Raw genomic sequence first — 21464 nt, 5'->3', positions numbered from 1 at the left:
GGCTCAGCTCCTCGTGAACATCTGCAGCATGCGGCGGGTCACCGCGAAGCCACCGACGATGTTGATGGCGGCGAGCAGCACCGCGACCGCGGCGAGCCCGATGACCAGGGCGTCGCCGCCCGTGCCGATCTGCAGGATCGCGCCGACGACGATGATCCCGGAGATCGCGTTCGTGACCGACATCAGCGGCGTGTGCAGCGCGTGGTGCACGTTGCCGATGACGTAGAAGCCGATGACGATCGCCAGCACGAACACCGTGAGGTGCCCGGCGAGCTCGGCCGGGGCCAGAGCCGTGACCGCGAACAGCGCCAGCGCGCCGACGATCCCGGCGGCGAGACCCGCGTACGGGGAACGCGGCTTCTCCGGCTCCTTCTCCTTCGGCTCCTCGGCCGGCTGGGCCGCGGGCGCCGCGCTCACCGTGACCTCGGGCGGCGGCCAGAGCGTCTCCCCCGCGTGCGCGGTGGTGATGCCGCGGACCACGGTGTCGTCGAGGTCGAGCGCGAGCCGCCCGTCCTTCTCCGGGGTCATGAGCTTGAGCAGGTTGAGCACGTTCGTGCCGTAGAGCTGCGACGCCTGCGCGGGCAGCCGGGCGGCCAGGTCGGTGTAGCCGACGATCGTGACACCGTGGTCGGTGACGACCGACTCCCCCGCCACCGAGCCCTCGACGTTGCCGCCCTGCGAGGCCGCCATGTCGACGACCACGCTGCCCGGGCGCATGGACGCCACGTCCGCGGCGGTGATCAGCTTGGGCGCGGGGCGCCCCGGGATCAGCGCGGTGGTGATGATGATGTCGCAGTCCGCGGCCTGCTCGGAGTAGATCTCGGCCGCGCGCTTGTCGTAGTCCGCCGAGGTGGCCTTGGCGTAGCCGTCGGTGGAGGCCTCCTGCTCCACCTCGACCGCCAGGTACTCGCCGCCGAGCGACCGCACCTGGTCGGCGACCTCGGAGCGCGGGTCGGTGGCACGCACGACCGCGCCGAGGCTGTTGGCCGCGGCGATGGCGGCGAGCCCGGCGACGCCCGCCCCGGCCACGAGCACCTTCGCCGGCGGGACCTTGCCCGCCGCGGTGACCTGACCGGTGAAGAACCGGCCGAACACGTGGGCCGCCTCGATCACCGCCCGGTAGCCCGCGATGTTGGCCATCGACGACAGCACGTCCATCGACTGGGCCCGCGAGATCCGCGGCACCGCGTCCATCGACAGTGCGGTGACGCCCTGGGCGGTGAGCGCCTCGGTCCGCTCGGCCTCGAAGCGCGGCGCGAGCATGGCGATCAGCACGGACCCCTCGCGCAGCTTGCCGATCTCGTCGGGCTGCGGGGCGTTGATCCGCACCACGATGTCGGTGTCCCAGACGGGACCGTCGACGACGTCGGCACCGGCCTCGGCGTACGCCTCGTCGGTGAACCCGGCACGGGCACCCGCCCCGGACTCGACCGTGACGGCGTAACCGAGGCCGACGACCTTCGCGATCGTCTCGGGGCTCATCGCCACGCGGGTCTCGGGCTCCGCCTCCGCGGCCACACCGATCCGCATCGCCGGTCCCGACGGGTCAGGGCTGTCGCTCATGCACTCTCCTCGATCTCGCGCGCGCTCCGTCGCTCACGCTGGTCGCGGGCCTTTCGGAAGGTAATGCCGGAACCGGGCGTGCGCAGTCACGACTGCGTCACAGGCCGGGATTCCACCCCTTCGACCGGGCAGGCGGTGCCGGCGGGAGCGTAGCGCGACGATCGGGTGTGCGGACCCGTCGTCGGGAGGGGTGGTGGGCCCGGTGCCCCGCCGGCTCTGACGCCGACATCGGTCTTCGACTCCGCCGCGGGGCTTCTCGGCTCTCTCGTCGCCGCCCGGGCGATGCCGCAGGAGAGCGTCGGCCGGGCCACCGAGTTCGTCTCCGCGATGCAGCTGATCGGCGGAGCCGCACCGCTCGACCTCGGCGTCGGCATCGTGCGCCGGCCACCGGGAGCAGGCCGGAAGTCGGTCCGCCTGGTGTCGGCGGCCTTCTGCTGATCAGGCCGCTGTCGGCTGGCCGGGCTGGTCCTCGGGCTCGTCGTCACGCGGGCGGCCGGGGTCGCGGCCGGTGACGGGCCGTTCGCCCTCGGGGTGCTGCTGCTCGTGCTCGGGTCCGCCGGGTGGGGCTCGCCCGCGCGACGCGACGTCGGATGCTGCCGTTCGTCCTGAGCCACGTCGTGGTGCAGGCCGCGGTCGTGCCCACCGTCCGGGACCACCGGGCACGGCAGAGCGGGATGCGAGGGCGCCGAAGCCCCTCGAGGCAGTACGGCCCTTCGGACCGACAAAAAAGCCAGGACCGGAGTCCTGGCTTTTCGTATCGGGTGGAGCTGAGGGGATTCGAACCCCTGACCCCTTGACTGCCAGGCACCGATACGACGACGGTGTCCAGCGCTGATATCGGCATCCGTGCTGCTCATGTGTCCTGGACAGTCCACGGACGTCCGGCGGCGCACCACTCCGTTGTCACTCAGTTGGACACTCGCCGAAGAACGGAGCCTGTGGGGCATGCTGGCTGCATGAGTCCCGATCGGGCAGCTGTGTCCGCGACAACCGGAGAAGGGCAGCGGTCAGAGGCCGCGCTGATCGCTCAAATGCGGCGACAGCTCACGGTCGGACAACGCCCGTTGTTCGTCGGGATCGACGGCCGCAGCGGAGCCGGAAAGTCGACCGTCGCAGCGAGAGTGTCGCAGGCGTTCGTGGAACCAGGCGATGCCACCGGCAGGGTGACCGTGATCGAGGGCGACGACTTCTACAGCGGTGGCAGCGCCGACACCTGGGACCGCAGAACCGCGTCGGAGAAAGCCGCCTTGGTGATCGACTGGCGTCGCCAGCGAGATGTCCTCGAACGACTTCGCCGAGACGGCGTTGCCGCGTGGCAGAGCTTCGACTGGGATGCCGAGGATTGGGACAGTGACAGCGTCCCGCTCGTAGCAACTCCCACGATCGCTCGGCCGGCGGCGATAGTCCTGCTCGAAGGTGCGTACAGCTGCAGACCCGAGCTGCATGACCTACTTGATCTACGGGTGCTACTCGATGTTCCGCACGCGATCCGTCGAAAGCGGCTGATCGATCGAGAAGGTGACGCGTACCGGTCTGACTGGGACGCACGCTGGTCGGCAGCTGAGGACTACTACTTCGACATCGTGATGTCTCCCGAGCGTTTCGACTTCGTGCTCAGTGACTGGCACATAGGCGAGTGAACCGTGTTGCGACCTGATCCGCACAGCTCGTGGACCGCAGGGACCTGTTCGTCCCGAAGCAACGGGGGCAGCGCCTCGACGTGCAACACCCCCCAGGCCAGCACGCTCACTCCGTCCGTCGACGTCCGTCGGATGCTGTTGTCGTGGCGGGCCGTTGTCAGGCAGTTGGTCAAGCAGACCGCCGTCGGGTCACGTCCCCGGAGGTGGTGTACGGGTTCTTCGCTGGTGAGCGGCGTGGCGTCGTGACGTGAGACGGCCACCGCGTGATCTTCATGAGTACCGACCAAGGAACTCACGGAGAGGATCACCACGATGGCCGCACCACACATGATGGACCCTGCGCGGTTGCTGGAGGAGCAGCTGGCCGACGCGTCGCCGGATCTGTTGCGGCAGATGGTCACGACGGTCGCGAACGCGATGCTGTCGGCGCAGGCCGATCAGGTCTGCGGCGCCGGCTACGGCGAACTGAACCGCCCCGGCGTGTCCGGAGAGCTATCGGGTTGAGTGCTCTGACTCGGGCTGGCCGATGTGTTGACGGTAGTGCGCGGCCTCCAGCTCGGCCGGGGGCAGGTCCGCGGCAGCGGAGTGCAGCCGTCGGTGGTTGAACCAGTCGACGTACTCGAGGGTGGCGATCTCGACCTGCTCGACCGTGCGCCACGGACCTCTCGGCTTGATCAGCTCGGTCTTGAACAGCCCGATCGTCGACTCCGCCAACGCGTTGTCATACGCGTCGCCCACCGACCCGACCGAGGGCGCCGCGCCGGCCGCGGCGAGTCGTTCGGTGTAGGCGATGGACCGATATTGCGACCCCGCATCCGAGTGTGCGACCAGCCCGGACAGGTCCTTATGGCCCTGTCGGGCGCGAGTCCATACCGCGTGTTCGAGGGCATCGAGCACCAGCTCGGTACGCATCGACGTGGCCGCGCGCCAGCCCAGGATCCGCCGCGAACAGGCATCGATGACGAAGGCGACGTAGACCATCCCCGACCACGTCGGCACGTAGGTGAAGTCAGTAACCCAGAGCTGGTCCGGGGCCGGCCGGTCGAACCGGCGCTCGACCAGGTCACCGGCCCGCGGCCCACCACCGTCGATCGTGGTGCGGACCCGGCGTCCGCGGCGGACCCCGGCCAGCCCCGCCGCGCGCATCAGCCGCTCGACCGTGCATCGGGCGACGTCGATGCCCTCGCGGCCCAGCTGGATCCAGACCTTCCGAGCGCCGTAGACGCCATAGTTCTCGGCATACACCCTGCTGATCTGAGCGGTCAGTTCCTCGTCACGCACCTGCTGTCTGCTCGGGGCCCTCAACGCCGCGGCGCGGGCGGCGTAGTAGGTCGACGGGGCGATCGCCACGCCCAGCTCGGCGAGCTGGGCGCAGATCGACGCGACACCCCACCGCCGTCCCACCGTGGAGCGGGCGGCGTGCTGGTCGATGAACCTCACCAACGCTTGTGTGGCCGGTCGATCTCGGCCGCGAAGAAAGCCGAAGCAGCCTTGAGGATCTCGTTGGCCCGCTTGAGCTCCGCGACCTCCCGGCGCAGCCGCTTGACCTCCTCGGACTCCTCAGTGGTGGTGCCCGGCCGGACACCACCGTCGATCTCGGCTTGACGGACCCACTTGCGCACCGTCTCCCCGGTGCCGACCCCGAGCTTGGTGGCGACGGCGTTCATCGCCGCCCACGGCGAGTCGTAGTCCGACTCGACCTCGGCGACCATGCGCACCGCCCGCTCACGCAACTCCGGCGGATACGGCGGCTGGGAACGACGTGTCATGACTCCATCTCCTCAGAAGATCAAGTCTCCCGACACGCCGGGGCGGTTCACACAGGTCGCTCCCCCGCGACCCTCTCGAACTACACGACGATCGCGAACAAGCACGTCGTCGGCCAGCTCGGCGCCCGCAAGCTGCGCGATCTGACGGCTGATGACGTCGATCGTTGGCTTCGTGCCGAATCGCGGGTCGTCAGCACTCGGACCCTCCGGTTGATGCACTCGTTGCTGAACCGGGCCGTCCGTCACGCAATGGCTCGGGACAAGGTCATGCGCAACGTCGTCGAGCTGTGCTCGGTCCCAACCGGGCGCGAGGGACGGCGGTCCAAGTCACTGACCTTCACCCAGGCCGAGAAGCTGCTCAGGGCCGCAGAGGTCAGCTCAATGCGCGCCTATGTCGTGCTGTCGCTGCTCACCGGAGCACGCACGGAGGAGCTGCGCGCGCTGCGTTGGGAAGATGTCGACCTGGTCGGGTCACCTGGCGAGGATCCACCGGTGCCGCCGTCGATCTCCGTTCTGCGCTCCGTACGCATGGACGGCGACACCAAGACCCGCAGGTCCCGACGGCGTCTGGCGATGCCGTCCCGGGCAGTCCGCGCGCTCGCTGCACACGCCGAACGGCCTGAGGTCTCCACGGGGCGGGCTGATCTCGTGTTCGCCTCCCCGCAACGGCACGGAGTTGGACGCGCACAACGTTCGTCGATCGTTCCGACGCGTTGCGGCTGACGCAGGCCTCGATGCGGCCGAGTGGACACCACGCGAGCTGCGCCACAGCTTCGTCTCGCTGCTCTCCGACTCCGGAGTGCCCCTAGAGCACATCTCCCGGTTGGTCGGCCACAGCGGGACCGCAGTCACCGAAGCCGTGTACCGGCAACAGCTCCGGCCGGTACTCGAACACGGGGCGATCGCGATGGACGAGATCTTTCCGGCTTCGGACGGCGGCTGATCTACTCCGTGGTCGCCTGCTTGCGGCGCTTCAGCAGGAGAACCGGCCACTGCATCCCGTTCGAGCCCTTGCCGTAGATGATGGTGTCCGAGACCACCTCCCAGCCCTCCGCTCCTAGAGCGTTCAGGTTGTCGAGCCACTGCCCGACCTGGTTCTGGGAGTCGCGGTAGGCGCTGATGACAGTGTCGACGACCGTGTACTCCCACTGGTCCTGATCCACTGGATAACGCTAGCCAGGACGCTCGTGGAGCGATAGACACTCAGTTAGTCACTCGGGCCAGCCACACCCGGCAAAGAAAAAGACCAGGACCGGGGTCCTGGCCTGGTGAAGAAGGGTGGAGCTGAGGGGATTCGAACCCCTGACCCCTTGACTGCCAGTCAAGTGCGCTACCAGCTGCGCCACAGCCCCTTGCGACATGAAGAACACTACACGGGCCGGTTTCCGGCCCGGAAAGGGGGGTGCCCCTTCCGGAGCCGATACCTGCCGTCGGCCCCGTGCAGCCCCCTGACGTCGGACGACGGCGACGACGTGCTCGCCGCGCTCGGCGGCGCCCTTGCCGCCGTCGACCGGCTCGACCGGGACCGGGTGGGCGTCCTCGGCGGGTCCTGCGGCGGCCACCTCACCTCGTGGCCGGCCGCCACCACTCCGCCCGGTTCGCCGCCGCGTGCAGCGAGCGGGCGGTGGGCAACCTGGAGTCGCTGGACTGGAGCTCCGACGCCGCCGGGTGGTTCGGCCACGAGCTGGGCCGCTCACTGCTGGACGCGCCGGAGGGGTACCGGCGGATGTCCCCGCTGCACCACGTCCGCGGCATCGACGTGCCGATGCCGATCCTGCACTCCGAGGACGATCTGCGGTGCCCGGTCGAGCAGGCCGACGCGCTGTTCGCCGCGGTGCGGTTGCTCGGGCGGCCGGTGGAGCACTGGCGGTTCCCGGAGGAGAGCCACGGGATGTCGCGCGACGGGTCGCCGCGCCACCGCGTCCAGCGGGCGCAGATCATCCTCGACTTCGTCGGCCGGCACCTGGGCGGGCGCAGGCCGGAGGAGGTCCCCGCCGGCTGAGCTGCGACGCTCAGCCGGCCCGGCTGCGCCCGTCCTCGTCGTCGCCCAGGTCCTCGATGTCGACACCCTGGTCGTCGGTCTCCGGGCCGACGGACCGCGGCGCGCCGTCGACGGCCCGGACCGGCTCGCCGACGGGCTCGCGCAGCCGTCGCAGGGCGGGGTCGTCGACCCAGAACTCGTCGAACCCGTGCTCGGCGAACCGGTCGGCGACGCGGTGGATCGCGATGTCGTGGCGCACGTAGAGGTGCGCGAGCAGCACCGCGGCCGGGTCGTCGGTGTAGAGGCCCCAGGTGCGGTCGGCGGTGAGCCCCCCGATCACGGCCTGGTCGCGGTCCGCGACGACGATGAGCATCCGCCGGCCGAGGTTGTCCTCGACCGCCGACGGGGCCGAGTAGCGGTGCTCGGTGTGCCAGCCGACCGGGTCGTCGTCGGCGCCGAAGACGACCGTGGCCACGTCGACGCCGTGCTCCTCGGCCCGGCGGATCGTGGGCTTGAGCGCCTCGACGTCCTCCGGCCAGCCGAGCACGTACAGCTCCGAGCGGGCCGCGGCGGCGACGTCCTCGGCCCGTTCGAGCAGCATCCGGCGCTCGGTCAGCGAGTGCACCAGCCGCACCTGCGGTGGCGCGGTCAGCCGCGGGATCTCGTTCTGCAGGATGCCCAGCGTGCGGTCGAAGTCGCGGCGCATCCGCTCCAGCAGCGTCGCGGGCGGCAGCGGGACGTAGCCGGTGCCGTCGGCGGCCCGCACCTCGAACGCCGCGCCGCGGCCGACGAGCTTGCCCAGCGTCTCGTAGACGGTGCTGCGCGGCACCCCCGACCGCTTCGCCACCTCGTAGCCGTTGACCGCCTCGCCCGCGCTGACCAGCGCCACGTAGGCCTTGGCCTCGTAGCCCGACAAGCCCAGTCGCTGCAGCTCTTCCGTCACCCGCCGTACGGCCATTGCGAGATCATCTCACTCATTTCGGCACCGTCCCGCGACGTGGTGCCGCGGCCCCGTCGCGCACGACGGTCTCCCTATGATCGGTTGCGGACGACGGATTGATACGTCCGGATCCGCACCATCATCACAATCGAGGACCCGGAGCGCGCGCCACACCGGCCCGCATCGCCGCGTCCGCCTCGCGCAGGATCTCGCGCATCGCCGCTCCGGCACCCGCCGGGTCACCGGACCGGACGGCGTCGGCGACGTCGCGGTGCAGCCGGATCGCGTCGGGCTCCGGACGGCTGGGCATCAGGTGGTGCCGGGTGCGCCCGGCCAGCACCTCGGCGACGACGTCGCCCAGCGCGGCCACCATCTCGTTGCCCGAGGCCGCGAGCAGCGTGCGGTGGAACACGACGTCGGCCTCCAGGTAGGCCAGCAGATCCCCGGACCGACCGTGCACGGTCATGTCCATCACCGCGCCGACGAGCGCACCGCACTGCTCGGGAGTGGCCCGGTCGGCGGCCAGCTCCGCGGCCAGCGGCTCCACCCCGCAGCGCAGCTCGGACAGCGACCGCAGCTGCTCGTCGCGGCCGGGACCGTCCAGCCGCCAGCGGATCACCCGCGGGTCGTGCACGTTCCACTGCTCCCGCGGGGCGACCGTCGTGCCGACCCGGCGCCTGCTGCGCACCAGGCCCATCGACTCCAGCACGCGCACGGCCTCCCGGACGACGGTGCGCGACACGCCGTAGCGCGCGACCAGCTCCTCGGCCCGCAGGACCTCACCCGCCCCGATGGTCCCCGCGGCGATCGCGGTACCGAGCCGGTCCAGGACGTCCCCGTGCAGACCCTCCGTTGCGCCACCCACGACCCGAATCGTGCCACTCCACAGGCTCGACGACGCGATACGGCATACCTGAACCGATTCGGTATTGAAAAAGTACTACTAATAACTCACTCTGGTCCCCACAACGGTCCGGGTACTCCCGGTCCGCGTGCCGATGCCGCCACACCCGTGAGGAGCCGATGCAGTGACGCAACAGCCGGCGACACAGCAGCCACCACCCCACCCGCTCGTCGTCGTGATGGGGGTGTCCGGCTCCGGGAAGTCCACCGTCGGCGCCGCCCTCGCCGACGCCCTCGGTGTCCCCTTCACCGACTCCGACGGCCTGCACCCGGCCGCGAACGTCGCGAAGATGACCCAGGGGATCCCGCTCACCGACGCCGACCGCGAGCCCTGGCTCGACGCCGTCGGCGCCCGGCTGGCCGAGCACACCGGCACCGGGCTCGTCGTCGCCTGCTCGGCGCTGCGCCGCGCCTACCGCGACCGGCTGCGCTCGCACGCGCCGTCGACGGTGTTCGTGCACCTGTCCGGCGACGCCGCCGTGCTCGCCGAGCGCATGGGCGGGCGCTCCGGGCACTTCATGCCGACCGCGCTGCTCGACTCCCAGCTGGCCACCCTGGAGCCGCTGGCCGCCGACGAGGCCGGGACGACGCTGGACATCCGCCGGCCGGTCGACGAGATCGTCGCGGGCGCCGTCGCCGTCACCGGGCCGGAGGTGGCCCCGCGATGACGCTGCACCCCGCACTCGTCCTGGCCGCGGAGCAGGCCCAGCCGGTCGCCTCCGCCGGTCGCCTGGTGACCGCCGCGCTGGTGGGCATCGTGGCGCTGGTCCTGCTGATCACGCAGTTCTCGCTGCACCCGTTCCTCGCACTGACCATCGGCTCGCTGCTCGTCGCGGGCGTGGCGGGTATGTCGATGGGCGACGCCGTGGAGGCCTTCTCCGACGGCTTCGGCTCCACCGCCGCGAGCGTCGGCACGCTGATCGCGCTGGGCGCGATGTTCGGCAAGCTGCTCGCCGACTCCGGCGGTGCCGACCGGCTGGTCGACACGATCGTCTCCCGCTCCGGCCCGCGGACGCTGCCGTGGTCGATGGCCGCCGTCGGCGCACTGATCGGCCTGCCGATGTTCTTCGAGATCGGCCTGGTCATCCTGATGCCGGTCATCTTCCTGGTCGCGCGCCGCGCCCAGGTCTCGCTGATCGCCGTCGGCATCCCGGCGCTGGCCGGGCTCTCCGCCATGCACGGCCTGGTCCCGCCGCACCCCGGCCCGCTCGCCGCGATCGGCATCCTCGACGCCGACCTGGGCATCACCCTGGTCCTCGGCGTGCTCGTGTCGATCCCGGTCGTCGTCCTGGCCGGGCCGCTGTTCGCCAAGGTCGCGGCCCGCTGGGTCGACGTGTCCCCGCCGGCGCTCTTCGAGTCCCGGGTCGCGGCCGGGAGCAGCACCGCGTCCGGCGGATCGGCCGCCGCCACCACCGGCACCGACCCGGACAGCGGGTCCGGCAGCGACGCCGCCGTCGATCGCGACGCCCCGGACGGCGGGCCCACCCGGCGCCCCGGGTTCGCCGCCACCCTGCTCACCGTGCTGCTGCCGGTCGTGCTGATGATGGGCAAGGCCGTCGGCGACATCGCCGCACCCGAGGGCAACCCGGTGCGCGCCGCGCTGGACTTCGTCGGCACCCCGCTGGTCGCGCTGCTGCTCTCGGTGCTGGTCGCGATGGTCACCCTCGGCACCGGATCCGGCATGAACCGCGCCGGGATCATGGGCTCGCTGGAGAAGTCGCTGCCCGCCATCGCCGGGATCGTGCTGATCGTCGCCGCGGGCGGCGGGTTCAAGCAGACCCTGGTCGACACCGGGATCGGTGCGATGATCGCCGGCTGGGCCACCGGCGCCGGCATCTCCGCGCTGCTCCTGGGCTGGCTGGTCGCGGTGGCGATCCGGCTCGCGACCGGGTCGGCGACCGTCGCGACGGTGACCGCCGCGGGCATCCTCGTCCCGCTGCTGCCGACGCTCGACCCGACCCAGACCTCGCTGCTGGTACTGGCGATCGGCGCGGGCTCGCTGTTCTTCTCCCACGTCAACGACGCCGGGTTCTGGCTGGTCAAGGAGTACTTCGGGCTCACCGTCGGCCAGAACATCAAGACCTGGTCGATCATGGAGACCGTCATCTCGGTCTCCGGCCTGGTCCTGGTGCTGGTGATCGACCTGGTGATCTGACCCCGCTCAGACGACGACGCCGGCCCGGGTCGCCGGGTCGGCGCCGGTCGTCCGGCCCGGCCCGCCGACGTCGCGGGCGGTGCGGGCCAGGCGCCGCACCGCCTCGGCCGTCACCGGCCTGGGGTGGGTGAAGGGCACCCGCAAGCGGTCGGTGAACGCGTGCCCGGCCCCGAACCGCGGGCCGGGCGCCAGCACCAGGCCGTGCCGCGGGGCGGCCGCGGTCAGCGCCGTCGAGACGTGCGCACCGAGGTCGCACCACAGCGCCAGCCCGCCGTCGGGGACGGTGAAGCGCCAGTCCGGCAGGGCCGCGGCGAGCTCGGCGACCAGCAGGTCGCGCCGGGTGCGCAGCACCCCGACCCGTTCGGCCCGCAGCACGTCGAGCCGCTCCAGCACCTCGACGGCGACGAGCTGCTCCAGCACCGGCAGCGCCAGCTGGGCGCGGGCCAGCCGTCGTCGCATCCGGGCGGCGCGCTCGCGGCCGGCCCGGATCCAGCCGATCCGCAGCCCGCCCCAGGCGATCTTGCTCAGCCCGCCGACGGTGACGACGTCGTCGGGACCGGCGGCGTGCGCGGCGCAGGGCAGCGGCCCCGTGGCGCCCTCGCGCAGGTCCAGCTCGGCGAAGGTCTCGTCGACCAGGGCGACCGTGCCCTGGCGGGCGAGGCGCTGCACGAGCCGGGCGCGGGCGTCGTCGTCGAGGAGGCGGCCGGTGGGGTTCTGGAAGTCCGCCATCAGGTACGCGACCCGCGCCGCGGTCTGCCGGGCGGCCCGCGGCAGCACGGTCTGCGGGGTCGCGTCGGCGCCGTCCGCCGCCACCGGGACGGCGACCGCCCCCGCGTCGGCGACGACGTCGAGCGCCGACGGGTAGGTGGGGTGCTCGACGAGCACCCGGTCGCCGGGCCCGGCCAGCTCGGCGACGACGATCCCGATCGCCTGCAGCGCCCCGCCGGTCACGACGACCTGCTCCGGCCCGGTCGGGAGCCCCCGGGCGGTGAACCGGTCGGCGATCGCGGCCCGCAGCGCGGGCAGGCCGTCCGGGCCGTAGCCGTGTCCGGCCAGGTCCGCGGCACCCCGTTCGACGGCGCGGGCGACCAGGTCGGGCAGCACCGCGGGCGCGGCGGGCGCGGCGTGGGCGAGGTCGATCGTGCCGCGGTCCACCGGCCCGGGCGCCCAGACCCCGTCGACGCCCCCGGTGCGGTCCGGGAGCCGCACCCAGGTGCCCGCCCCGTGCCGGGCATCGGCCCAGCCGTCGTCGCGCAGGTCGCGGTAGGCGCGGGCGACGGTGACCCGGCTGACCCCCAGCGCCTCGGCCAGCGCCCGCTCCGCCGGCAGCCGGGTGCCCGACGGCAGCCTGCCGTCGCCGGTCAGCACCCGTACGGCGTCGGCCAGCACCCGGTACGCCGGGCCGCGCCCGCCGTGGACGTCACCGCACAGCGCGGCGAGGCGCTCCGCCCCGACCCCCTGCGTCATTCCCGATCCACTTCCGCTCGAGTGGCACGGTGACGACAGGCCACCGATCGAGGCAGCATGCCATCTCGTGACGATCGACAGCTCCCGCTGGTCGCTGCGGATGCCGCGGCGCACCCGGCGGCTCACCCAGCTCGTGGCCGGCCTGGTCGCCTACGCGGTCTCGATGGCGCTGATGATGCGCGCGGCCCTCGGCTCGATGCCGTGGGACGTGTTCCACCAGGGCGTCGCCGGGCGTACGGCCCTGTCGGTGGGCGCGGTGACCGTGGTCGTCGCGGTCGGGGTGCTGCTGCTGTGGATCCCGCTGCGGGAACGACCGGGGCTGGGGACGGTGGCGAACGTCGTCGTCATCGGGGCCACGGTGGACACCGCGCTCGCGGTGCTGCCCGCCCCGGAGGCGCTGTGGCTGCGGATGGCGTACGCCGTCGCCGGGATCGTGCTGAACGCGGCGGCGACGGCGGCCTACATCGGGGTCGGGCTGGGGCCGGGCCCGCGGGACGGGCTGATGACCGGGCTCGCGGCCCGCACCGGCCTGTCGGTGCGGCTGGTGCGGACCGCGATCGAGGTGACGGTCGTGCTCGTCGGGTGGGCGCTCGGCGGTGTCTTCGGCCCGGTGACGGTGGTCTACGCACTCGCCGTCGGGCCGCTGGTGCAGTGGTTCCTGCCGCGCTTCACCGTGGGTGCGGTCAGCCCGTCACCCTCGACAGCCAGTCCCCGTTGCTCAGATCCATCTTGACCCCGTTCACCATCACCGTCGGGGTCCCGAAGCGGCCGCCGGGCGCCACCGCCGGGTCGGCGACGGCCGCCTCGGTCGCGTCGGCGATCGCCTGGGTGTTCGCCTGGCGGGTGACGCAGCCCGCGAAGTCCCCCGTGGCCCCCAGCTCGGTGCCGAGCGCGGTCAGCTCCTGCACCGTCTTGCCGGCACTGCCCTCGGCGGGCTGGTCGGCGTACAGGCGGGAGTGGTAGGCGGGGAAGATCCCGGCGTCGGCGGCGCACAGCGCGGCGTTGCCGGCGCGGGTCGAGTAACCGGGCGGGGTCGAGCGCTCGTCGAGGATCACGATGTGGTGGTAGTTGATCTTCGCCTTGCCCTCGTTCACCGCGGTGGTGAGCTGGTTCCCGACGCTGCTCTCCAGCTGTCTGCAGGCGGGGCAGAGGTAGTCCTCGTAGAGGTCGACGGTCACCGGGGCCGCCTGGTTCCCGGCCTTCACGACGACGCCGTCGCGGGTCACCGGGTAGGTCGCGACGGTCGCCTTCTGGTAGTTCTGGTACAGCACGTAGACGCCCGTGGCCAGGGCGATGACCAGCACGAGCGCGCCGATCCCGAGGTTGCGACCGAGCCCGCTCGAGGTGCGTGCGGTGCTGATCCCCGCCGCCTGCAGCCGGGCCTGCGCGGCCTGCCGGCGCTCGCGCTCGCTCTGTCCCATCAGTGCTCCTCCGTCGCGTCCGCCGGCGCCCGCCGGTCGTGGTCGTGTGCCGCGGCCCGGTCCCCGCGCCCGTCGAGGGAGAACAGCGTCCGCGGGCGCACCGTCAGGTACACCGCGGCCGCGACGAAGGCGAGGTCGCGCAGCAGGGCCGGGCCGTAGCCGGTGTCGTCGGGGTCGACCGGCCCGCCACCGCCGAAGCAGCCGCAGTCGATCGCCAACCCGCGCGCCCACGCCTGCACCAGACCGGCGACGAACGCGAGCAGCAGCACGGTGCCCACCACCGCGGCGAGCCGGGTGGCGAGGCCCGCGAGCAGCAGCAGGCCGAGTGCGATCTCCAGCGGCGGCAGCAGGGTCGCGACCGGCACGACGAGCGCGTCCGGCAGCACCCGGTAGGCGGCGACGGCGACGGCCGTGGTGAACGGCTCGGACAGCTTCACCGCCCCCGACACCAGCCAGACCACGGCCAGCCCCAGCCGCAGCACGGTGCCCAGCACGTCGAGCGGGCGGACTGCGGTCACGACCGGGGAGCCTAGCGAGCCCGCCGGTTCAGAACTCCTCGCGGGCGGACTCCTGCTCCAGCAGCGCGTCGAGATCGGTCAGCCGCTTCATCGTGGCGACGGCGCGGGCGGTGCGGTTGTTGCCCGCCAGCATCTCCTCGTGGCGGTGCACGAACTGCCAGTAGCCCGCAGTGAAGGGGCAGGCCTTCTCCCCCACCCGCACCTTCGGGTCGAACGCGCAGCCCGAGCACAGGTCGGTCATCCGGTCGATGTAGGCGCCGCCGGAGGCGTAGGGCTTGGTGGCCATCCGGCCGCCGTCGGCGTGCTGGCTCATCCCGATCACGTTGGCGGGCATCACCCAGGCGAACCCGTCGACGAACGCCGTCGCGAACCAGTCGTTGAGCTCCGCCGGCCGGTAGCCACGCTGCATGGCGTGGTTGCCGAGGATCATCAGGCGCGGGATGTGGTGGGTCCAGCCGCGGTCGCGGACCCCGCCCAGGGCGTGCGACAGGCAGTTCGCGGTGACGGCGTCGGCGTCCAGGTCGGTCCACCAGTCCGGCAGCGGGGTGCGGGCCCGCAGGTGGTTGCGACGCGTGTAGCCGCGCCCGAAGCGCCAGTACAGCTGCCAGACGTACTCCCGCCAGCCGAGGATCTGCCGGACGAACCCCTCGACGCTGGACAGCCGCGCGTCCCCGTCGTGGTAGGCCTGCTCGGCGGCGTGCACCGCCTCCAGCGGGTGCAGCGCGCCCAGGTTCATCGGCACCGACAGCAACGAGTGCGCCATGGCCCAGTCCTGCTCCAGCACCGCGTCCTCGTACGGGCCGAAGGTGTCGAGGCGGTGCCGGACGAAGTGCCGCAGCGCCCGGGTGGCCTCCTCGTGGGTGACGGCGAAGCGGCGCGGCCCGTCGTTGCCGACCGTGGGGTACCCGGCCGCGTCGAGGTCGGCGCGGACCTGCTCGTCGATCCCGTCCTCGCGGGGTTTCCAGGGCGCCTTCACCTCCAGGCGCTCGGCGCCCTTCGGCGGGGACTCGCGGTTGTCGTGGTCGTAGTTCCACTTCCCGCCGACGGGCTTCTCGCCGTCCATGAGCACGGAGAACCGCTCGCGCTGGGCGCGGTAGAACTCCTCCATCCGGAAGGTCTCGCGGTCGCCGGCCCAGTCGTCGAACTCGTCCTTGCCCAGCGCGAAGGTCGGGGTGGGCCGGACCTCGGTGACCAGCCCCTCCTTCACGAAGCGGCGCACCATGTCCGAGGCCGGGAACGACGTCGGCTGGTGCACCACCACCGGGCGGCCGACCTGCTCCAGCGCCTCGCGGTAGGTGTCGGTGCGCAGGTAGGTGGCCCGGTCGCCGAGCTGCTCGGCGAGGTGGCGCATCCCGGACAGCACCAGGTGCAGCTTCTGGCGGTGGTGGCGACGCCGGCCCAGCGCGCGGGTGGACTCGACGATCACGATCTCGCGGCCGGCGAACTCCTCGGTGTCCCACACGTGCGGGCCGAGCTGGTCGGCGAACAGCCAGAGCGGAGCCGTGTCATCGGACGACATCGGCCCAGTGTCGGGGTGGTCGCGCGGCGCCGCGCGGCGAGCGGCGGCGGCCTACTGTTGCATCCGTGAACGATCCGGAGCTGGAGGCGGAACTCGCCGACCACCACCACGACCACTCCCACCGTGACATCTCCGGCGGCTGGCTGCGCGCGGCCACCTTCGGCGCGATGGACGGCCTGGTCACCACGATCGCACTGGTCGCGGGTGTCGGGGGCGGCGGGGCGGGCCGGGACGTCATCGTGCTCAGCGGGCTCGCGGGTGTCGTCGCGGGGGCGTTCTCGATGGCGCTCGGCGAGTTCGCCTCGGTCGGCACCCAGAACGACGCCCTCGACGCCGAGGCGGCCGTCGAGCGCCGTGAGCTGGCCCAGCACCCCCGCGCCGAGCAGCACGAGCTGGCCGCCCGGTTCCGGGAGATGGGCCTGTCCGAGCAGACCGCCGACGCCGTGTCCCGGGAGGTGCACCGCGACCCCGAGCTGGCGCTGCGGATGCACATCAGCCAGGAGCTGGGGGTCAGCCTGGACGACAAGCCGTCGCCGTGGGTGGCGGCGGTGTCGTCGTTCGCCGCGTTCGCGGTCGGCGGGCTGATCCCGCTGATCACGTTCCTGCTCGGCTACGGCTCGCTCGCGCTCGGCCTCGCCGTCGGCGGCGTCGGCCTGCTCGCCGCGGGGGCGCTGACCTCGCGGTTCACCTCCCGGTCGTGGTGGTCGGCGGCGCTGCGCCAGCTGGCGTTCGGCGCCATCGCCGCCGGCGCCACGTACCTGGTCGGCATGCTGATCGGCGTCAGCGCCGCCTGAGGGTCAGTCCTCCACACTGATCACCCGGGCCGGGCACACGTGCTCGGCCTCCTTCACCGCGTCCCGGTCGCCCTCGGCGGGCGAGTCGGTCAGCAGCTCGACGATCCCGTCGTCGTCCTGGTCGAAGACGTCGGGCGCGGTCACGACACACTGGCCGGCCCCGATGCACAGTTCCTTGTCCACGATCACGCGCATGGCCATCAGAATGCCACCGGCAGCGCGTGCACGCCGTAGACGGCCATGTCGTCGCGGAACGGGATCTCCGAGTCCGGCACGGTGACCCGCAGTCCCGGGAAGCGCCGCAGCAGCGCCGGGTAGGCGATCTGCAGCTCGAGGCGGGCCAGTGGCTGCCCCAGGCACTGGTGCACCCCGAACCCGAACGCGACGTGCCGGTTCGTCCCGCGGGTCACGTCGACCTCGTCGGGGTGCGGCCACTGGCGGGGGTCGCGGTTGGCGGCCTCGGCGGCGAGCACGACGCCCTCCCCCGCGCGGATCGTGACCCCGCCGATCTCCAGGTCCTCGGTCGCGACCCGGCGGCGGCCGATGTGGGTCACGGTCAGGACCCGCAGCAGCTCCTCGACCGCGGCGCGGACCTGCGCGGCGTCGCCGTCGCGGACGACGGCGAGCTGGTCGGGGTGGTGCAGCAGGGTCAGCGTGCCGAGCGCGATCATGTTCGCCGTCGTCTCGTGCCCGGCGACGAGCAGCAGCAGCGCCGAAGCGCTCGCCTCGTCGACGGTGAGGTCCCCGGCCGCGACCCGGGCGGCCAGCCCGCCGAGCACGTCGTCGCGCGGCTGGTCCAGCCGCTCCCGGACGAGTCCGGCGAGGTAGTCCTGCAGCGCGTCCGACGCCGCGGCCGACACCTCCGCGCCCGAGGTCAGGTCGACCATGATCCGGCTCTGTGCCTCGAAGAACGCGTGGTCGGCGTAGGGGACCCCGAGCAGGTGGCAGATCACCAGCGACGGCAGCGGCAGCGCGAACGCCTGCACCAGGTCGGTCGGGTCCTCCCCCGCCGCCATGGCGTCCAGCAGCTCGGCGACGGTCTGCTCGACCAGCGGCCGGAGGCGCTCGATACGGCGCACGGTGAACTCACCGATGAGCATCCGCCGGTGCCGGGCGTGCTCGGGGCCGTCCATCATGATGAAGCTGCGCCGGCGCCCCCGGGAACGCACGCGGCGCGACCGCGACGCGGCCGGGTAGCCGTCGCGGTCGGCGTCGGCGGACAGCCGCTCGTCGGCGAGCGCGGCGCGGACGTCGTCGTAGCGGGTGACGAGCCACGGCGTACTGCCGTCCCAGATCCTGACCCGGGCGACCCCCGGTCCGGCCGGGCACCCGTCGTCCCGGATGCGGGCGAGCTCCGCGGGCGAATCGAAGGGGCACCCGCGCGTCATCGGGTAGGTGGGCACATGGTCGGTCACGGCGGTCATCGGCATCACTCCCACCAAGGATGTTAGCAATGCATAGTTTCATTGCGCAACGATCTTCGCCGGACACAGGAACGGCCCCGTCCCGGGGTCGGGACGGGGCCGCTGGGCGGTGGAGGTGCCGGGAATCGAACCCGGGTCCTCCGTCGGTTCACGAGGGCTTCTCCGTGCGCAGTCCGCTCTGTCTCTACTCGGATCCACCGGTCACGCGAACAAGCCGGTGTGACGATCCCAGCCGCTGTTGGATGTCCCCTGCGGTTCCGCGGCCGGACCGCAGGGTGAGTCCCCTGAATGATGTCGGGAACCGGAGCGGGGACGCCTCCGGCCCGACAGCCCCTACCTGGTGATCAGGCAGCGAGCGCGTAAGCGCTCTGGGCAGTGCGACTGTTGTCGGCACTTATTTTTTTGCGACGCATGGTTAACGAGATCATCGTCGCCTTCCTCGGCACGCTTCACCTCGATCAACGATCGGAGTCGAAACCGTTCACCCCCTGGTCGGATCCCGGAGGACCCGCAGTCCACCTGCACTCCGCACGGACGTACCCGGGCGGACGCACAGCATAACGCCCCACGCCCGCCCGATCATCCCGGTTCCCGGTGGCGTGTCATCCCGCCGCGACGTCGTAGGTGTGCCCCGCGGCCCGCAGCCGGTCGACCAGCACGTCACCCAGCGCGGTGGCCGGGGTGAGGCAGCCCGCACGGTCGGGCAGCGCGGACCCACCCAGTGCCAGTGCGAGGCCCGCCTCGCCGAACATGACCGCGGTGGCCCCGTAGCCGGGGTCGCCGGGGCCGGAGACCCGCACCCGGTAGCGACGCCCGGACTCGGTCTCGGCACGCACGTCCATCCGGAACCAGCCGCGCTCGCGGGTCCGCTCCGACGGCCCGGTCCCGGGCGCGGGCAGCACCCGGTCGAGCAGCGGGCGGATCGGCGGCACCATGAACGCCCCGACCAGCGCGCCGAGCCCGCCGGTGACCACACCCGCGGTGACCGCCCCGGACACCCCGCGACCACAGCCCTGGAGCTCGCCGTAGCGCAGGCCGCGACCGTAGGCGTGGTCGAGCAGCGCGTTGGAGCGGCGCACGATCCGGGTGTTGTAGGACGCCATCACGAACGGCGCGGTCCAGGTGCCGTCCGGGAGCCGGGCGGGCGGTCCCGCGTCACCCGGCTGCGACGGCGTCGGCTCGGCCGACGGGTCGGGGCTCAGCGAGTGCGGGCGGGCGGCCAGGCGCCGGGCGTCGCGGTCGGTGCGGACGGTGTCGAGCTGCCCGCGCAACGAGTCCACCGTGCCGCCGGAGACCCCGCCGCGCATCGTCGCGACCGTGCGGACCTCGGTGAGCCCACCCGCACCGTCGGCCTGTGCGGCCCGGTGCGCGAGGAACACCCCCAGGTCGGAGGGGACGGAGTCGTAGCCGCAGGAGTGCACGATCCGGGCGCCGCTCGCACGGGCGGTGTCGTGGAAGCGGTCGATCGCCTCGCGGACGAACAGCACCTCGCCGGTGAGGTCGGCGTAGTGGGTGCCGGCCCTCGCGCACGACCCGACCAGCCCCAGGCCGTACTTCGCGTACGGGCCGACCGTGCTCAGCACGACGCGTGCGCCCGCGGCGAGCCGGTCGGTCGCGGCCGGGTCGGCGGCGTCGGCGACGATCAGCGGCCAGTCCCGCGCCGACGCCGGCAGCGCCGCCCGGGTCGCGGCGAGCTTCGCCTCGGAGCGGCCGGCCAGCGCGATGCGCACCCCGGGCGGGGCGTGCTCGGCGAGGTGACGGGCGATGAGGCCGCCGACGAAGCCGGTCGCGCCGTAGAGGGCGATGTCGACCGGGGCGGCCGCGCCGTTCCCGTCGTTCTGCGGGCTGACCATGTCTAGGAGCTCCTCGGGGTCTCGGCCGCGGGGCCGGGGGCGGCGTGTCGGACGGGGTCGACGCCCAGCAGCGCGGCCGGGGCGTCGTACAGGACCGAGCGCAGGAAGGCCGCGCCGAGGCGGGGCTCGGCCGCGGCCCAGCCGGCGATCGCGGCGAGCTGCTCGGCGTAGGCGTAGGGGATGTTGGGGAAGTCGGTGCCGAGCACGATCCGCCCCGGGTGCTCGGCCAGGCGTGCCGGCCAGTCCGGCGGCAGCGGCGCGATCGCCTGGGAGAACGCGGTGCCGACCATCGTCGTGTCCAGCACCAGGTTCGGGAACCGGTCCAGCAGCTCCAGCGCGCCCCGGAAGTCCGGCATGCCCGCGTGCGCCAGCACGATCCGCAGATCGGGGTGCGTCGCCAGCACCTCGGCGAAGATCCCGAGCCCGGTGTGCTCACCGGGGATCGGGCCGTCGCCGCAGTGGACGACGGCGGGCACGCCCGCGTCGGCCAGCAGGCCCCAGGCGTCGCGCAGCAGGGGGTCGCGCGGGTCGAACCCGCCGACCTGGACGTGCACCTTGACCATCCGCGCACCGTCGGAGACGGCACGGCCGAGGTAGTCCACCACGGACGGTTCCGGGTAGAGCGTCGCGGTGCGCACCGCGCGCGGGTGGGCGTCGGCGAACCCGCCGGCCCAGTCGGTGAGCCACTCCCCCATGCCCGGCTTGTGCGGGTAGGTCAGGGGCGCGAACGCGAGCACCCCGAGGCGTTCGAGGATCGCGTAGCGCTCCTGTTCGGGCAGCCGGTACTGCACCGGCCACGGGGTGCCGTAGTGGGTCTCGGCGTCGTCGAAGTAGGCCCAGACCTTGTCGAGCATCCGCTGGGGCAGGAAGTGCACGTGCACGTCGACCAGGCCGGGCAGGTCCAGCTCGGCGGTCCAGCGGGGCACGTCGGCGTCGTCGGAGGGTGGCACGGGGAGATCCACGGCCCCACCCTAGGCGGGCCGTGGCTCAGCCGCGCAGGTCCCGGGCCCGCCCCTTGGCCGCACGGCCGACGGCGCGCGCGATCTCCTTCTGGGCGTCCTTCTTGGCCAGGTCGCGGCGCTTGTCGTAGTCCTTCTTGCCCTTGGCGAGCGCGATCTCGCACTTGACCTTGCCGTCGTTGAAGTACAGCGACAGCGGCACCAGGGTGAGCCCGCCCTCCCGGGTCTTGCCCATCAGCCGGTCGATCTCCCCGCGGTGCAGCAGCAGCTTGCGGGTGCGGCGCGGCTCGTGGTTGGTCCAGCTGCCGCGCACGTACTCCGGGATGTGCAGGTTGCGCAGGAAGATCTCGCCGTCGTCGATGGTGGCGAAGGCGTCGACCAGCGACGCCCGGCCCAGACGGAGGCTCTTCACCTCGGTCCCCTTGAGCGCGACCCCGGCCTCGAACTCCTCCAGGATCGCGTAGTCGTGCCGGGCCCGACGGTTCTGCGCGATCACCTTCCGGCCCTGTTCCTTCACACGACCAGCCTACCCGCGTACCGCCACCGGTATCCGACCGC

Annotated in this window: 23 protein-coding genes, 1 tRNA gene, 1 other RNA gene and 1 pseudogene; 10 read left to right on the top strand and 16 right to left on the bottom strand. The window is 72.6% G+C overall.

The annotated features are described in order from the left end of the window. Positions 1 to 3: 3 nt before the first annotated feature. On the bottom strand, positions 4 to 1563 hold the full coding sequence (locus tag MTO91_RS05595) for a Re/Si-specific NAD(P)(+) transhydrogenase subunit alpha (protein WP_476653959.1): 1560 nt from the start codon (positions 1561 to 1563) through the stop codon (positions 4 to 6). Between the two features lie 282 nt (positions 1564 to 1845). On the opposite strand from MTO91_RS05595, the gene MTO91_RS05590 reads away from it, so the two are divergent. The 3 genes and pseudogenes from MTO91_RS05590 to MTO91_RS05580 all read left to right on the top strand — a co-directional run. After that, a complete protein-coding gene (locus MTO91_RS05590; protein WP_345643068.1) occupies positions 1846 to 2001 on the top strand; it encodes a hypothetical protein in 156 nt (51 codons plus the stop codon). 518 nt (positions 2002 to 2519) lie between these two features. Next, positions 2520 to 3203: a uridine kinase family protein gene (locus MTO91_RS05585; RefSeq protein ID WP_345643981.1), complete on the top strand. Its 684-nt coding sequence runs from the start codon at positions 2520 to 2522 to the stop codon at positions 3201 to 3203. Positions 3204 to 3515: 312 nt separating this feature from the next. Continuing rightward, positions 3516 to 3668, top strand: a pseudogene (locus tag MTO91_RS05580) (IS256 family transposase); the annotation flags it as partial. Positions 3669 to 3695: 27 nt separating this feature from the next. Here MTO91_RS05580 and MTO91_RS05575 read toward each other — a convergent pair. Next, positions 3696 to 4972 (bottom strand): IS3 family transposase gene (locus MTO91_RS05575; protein ID WP_232021061.1). Its coding sequence is split into 2 segments (ribosomal slippage): positions 3696 to 4684 and positions 4684 to 4972, totalling 1278 coding nucleotides; the frame shifts between segments, so codons are not numbered across the junction. A gap of 213 nt (positions 4973 to 5185) precedes the next feature. On the opposite strand from MTO91_RS05575, the gene MTO91_RS05570 reads away from it, so the two are divergent. Then, positions 5186 to 5695, top strand: coding sequence for a site-specific integrase (locus MTO91_RS05570; RefSeq protein ID WP_476653958.1), 510 nt, complete (start codon positions 5186 to 5188; stop codon positions 5693 to 5695). Continuing rightward, positions 5649 to 5915 carry a tyrosine-type recombinase/integrase gene (locus MTO91_RS05565; RefSeq protein WP_345650588.1) on the top strand — a complete coding sequence of 89 codons (267 nt, stop codon included), beginning with the start codon at positions 5649 to 5651 and terminating at the stop codon, positions 5913 to 5915. The genes MTO91_RS05570 and MTO91_RS05565 overlap by 47 nt, the downstream gene beginning before the upstream one ends. 1 nt (position 5916) lies before the next feature. On the opposite strand, the gene MTO91_RS05560 is transcribed toward MTO91_RS05565, so the two are convergent. Next, on the bottom strand, positions 5917 to 6135 hold the full coding sequence (locus tag MTO91_RS05560; RefSeq protein ID WP_476653957.1) for a DUF4177 domain-containing protein: 219 nt from the start codon (positions 6133 to 6135) through the stop codon (positions 5917 to 5919). Between the two features lie 116 nt (positions 6136 to 6251). Further along, positions 6252 to 6324: transfer RNA gene (locus tag MTO91_RS05555), tRNA-Ala, on the bottom strand. A 218-nt stretch (positions 6325 to 6542) separates the two neighbouring features. Here MTO91_RS05555 and MTO91_RS05550 point away from each other — a divergent pair. Further along, entirely contained in the window at positions 6543 to 6974 is a 432-nt protein-coding gene (locus MTO91_RS05550; RefSeq protein WP_405419023.1) for an alpha/beta hydrolase family protein, read from the top strand. A 10-nt stretch (positions 6975 to 6984) separates the two neighbouring features. Here the strand turns inward: MTO91_RS05550 and MTO91_RS05545 are convergent, their stop codons facing one another. Beyond that, positions 6985 to 7896 carry a TrmB family transcriptional regulator gene (locus tag MTO91_RS05545; protein WP_251785582.1) on the bottom strand — a complete coding sequence of 304 codons (912 nt, stop codon included), beginning with the start codon at positions 7894 to 7896 and terminating at the stop codon, positions 6985 to 6987. 139 nt (positions 7897 to 8035) lie between these two features. Next, positions 8036 to 8758 (bottom strand): FadR/GntR family transcriptional regulator, encoded by a 723-nt coding sequence (locus MTO91_RS05540; RefSeq protein ID WP_251785583.1) that lies wholly within the window; start codon positions 8756 to 8758, stop codon positions 8036 to 8038. Positions 8759 to 8975: 217 nt separating this feature from the next. On the opposite strand from MTO91_RS05540, the gene MTO91_RS05535 reads away from it, so the two are divergent. Both MTO91_RS05535 and MTO91_RS05530 read left to right on the top strand, forming a co-directional pair. Further along, positions 8976 to 9464, top strand: a complete 489-nt coding sequence (locus MTO91_RS05535) for a gluconokinase (RefSeq protein ID WP_224403973.1) — start codon at positions 8976 to 8978, stop codon at positions 9462 to 9464. Beyond that, on the top strand, positions 9461 to 10951 hold the full coding sequence (locus tag MTO91_RS05530) for a GntT/GntP/DsdX family permease (protein WP_476653956.1): 1491 nt from the start codon (positions 9461 to 9463) through the stop codon (positions 10949 to 10951). The genes MTO91_RS05535 and MTO91_RS05530 overlap by 4 nt, the downstream gene beginning before the upstream one ends. Before the next feature lie 6 nt (positions 10952 to 10957). On the opposite strand, the gene yczR is transcribed toward MTO91_RS05530, so the two are convergent. Further along, positions 10958 to 12418, bottom strand: coding sequence for a MocR-like transcription factor YczR (gene yczR / locus MTO91_RS05525; protein WP_476653955.1), 1461 nt, complete (start codon positions 12416 to 12418; stop codon positions 10958 to 10960). A gap of 100 nt (positions 12419 to 12518) precedes the next feature. On the opposite strand from yczR, the gene yczE reads away from it, so the two are divergent. Continuing rightward, on the top strand, positions 12519 to 13151 hold the full coding sequence (gene yczE, locus MTO91_RS05520) for a membrane protein YczE (protein WP_073578397.1): 633 nt from the start codon (positions 12519 to 12521) through the stop codon (positions 13149 to 13151). Here yczE and MTO91_RS05515 read toward each other — a convergent pair. The 3 genes from MTO91_RS05515 to MTO91_RS05505 are packed head-to-tail and all read right to left on the bottom strand — an operon-like array spanning position 13102 to position 15876. Beyond that, complete coding sequence (locus MTO91_RS05515) at positions 13102 to 13839, bottom strand: DsbA family protein (protein ID WP_476653954.1); 738 nt, start codon at positions 13837 to 13839, stop codon at positions 13102 to 13104. The two genes, yczE and MTO91_RS05515, sit on opposite strands and share 50 nt — an antisense overlap. Beyond that, on the bottom strand, positions 13839 to 14357 hold the full coding sequence (locus MTO91_RS05510; RefSeq protein WP_476653953.1) for a MauE/DoxX family redox-associated membrane protein: 519 nt from the start codon (positions 14355 to 14357) through the stop codon (positions 13839 to 13841). The genes MTO91_RS05515 and MTO91_RS05510 overlap by 1 nt, the downstream gene beginning before the upstream one ends. Positions 14358 to 14385: 28 nt before the next feature. Then, positions 14386 to 15876, bottom strand: a complete 1491-nt coding sequence (locus MTO91_RS05505; RefSeq protein ID WP_345651653.1) for a cryptochrome/photolyase family protein — start codon at positions 15874 to 15876, stop codon at positions 14386 to 14388. Positions 15877 to 15941: 65 nt separating this feature from the next. On the opposite strand from MTO91_RS05505, the gene MTO91_RS05500 reads away from it, so the two are divergent. Continuing rightward, entirely contained in the window at positions 15942 to 16670 is a 729-nt protein-coding gene (locus MTO91_RS05500) for a VIT1/CCC1 transporter family protein (RefSeq protein WP_345651651.1), read from the top strand. Positions 16671 to 16673: 3 nt separating this feature from the next. Here MTO91_RS05500 and MTO91_RS05495 read toward each other — a convergent pair whose 3' ends face one another. From MTO91_RS05495 to smpB, 6 genes are all read right to left on the bottom strand, one after another. Continuing rightward, positions 16674 to 16865, bottom strand: a complete 192-nt coding sequence (locus tag MTO91_RS05495; protein ID WP_073578396.1) for a ferredoxin — start codon at positions 16863 to 16865, stop codon at positions 16674 to 16676. 5 nt (positions 16866 to 16870) lie between these two features. After that, positions 16871 to 18100: a cytochrome P450 gene (locus tag MTO91_RS05490; protein WP_476653952.1), complete on the bottom strand. Its 1230-nt coding sequence runs from the start codon at positions 18098 to 18100 to the stop codon at positions 16871 to 16873. A gap of 101 nt (positions 18101 to 18201) precedes the next feature. Continuing rightward, positions 18202 to 18583: a transfer-messenger RNA gene (ssrA, locus tag MTO91_RS05485) on the bottom strand. Positions 18584 to 18696: 113 nt separating this feature from the next. After that, on the bottom strand, positions 18697 to 19947 hold the full coding sequence (locus MTO91_RS05480; RefSeq protein WP_073578368.1) for a saccharopine dehydrogenase family protein: 1251 nt from the start codon (positions 19945 to 19947) through the stop codon (positions 18697 to 18699). A gap of 2 nt (positions 19948 to 19949) precedes the next feature. Beyond that, entirely contained in the window at positions 19950 to 20909 is a 960-nt protein-coding gene (locus MTO91_RS05475) for an amidohydrolase family protein (protein WP_476653951.1), read from the bottom strand. Between the two features lie 25 nt (positions 20910 to 20934). Further along, on the bottom strand, positions 20935 to 21423 hold the full coding sequence (gene smpB, locus MTO91_RS05470) for an SsrA-binding protein SmpB (protein WP_060713108.1): 489 nt from the start codon (positions 21421 to 21423) through the stop codon (positions 20935 to 20937). Positions 21424 to 21464: the final 41 nt, after the last annotated feature.

The organism is Pseudonocardia sp. 2-7 (genome assembly GCF_056341085.1).
This window is presented reverse-complemented; position numbering and strand designations above follow the sequence as displayed.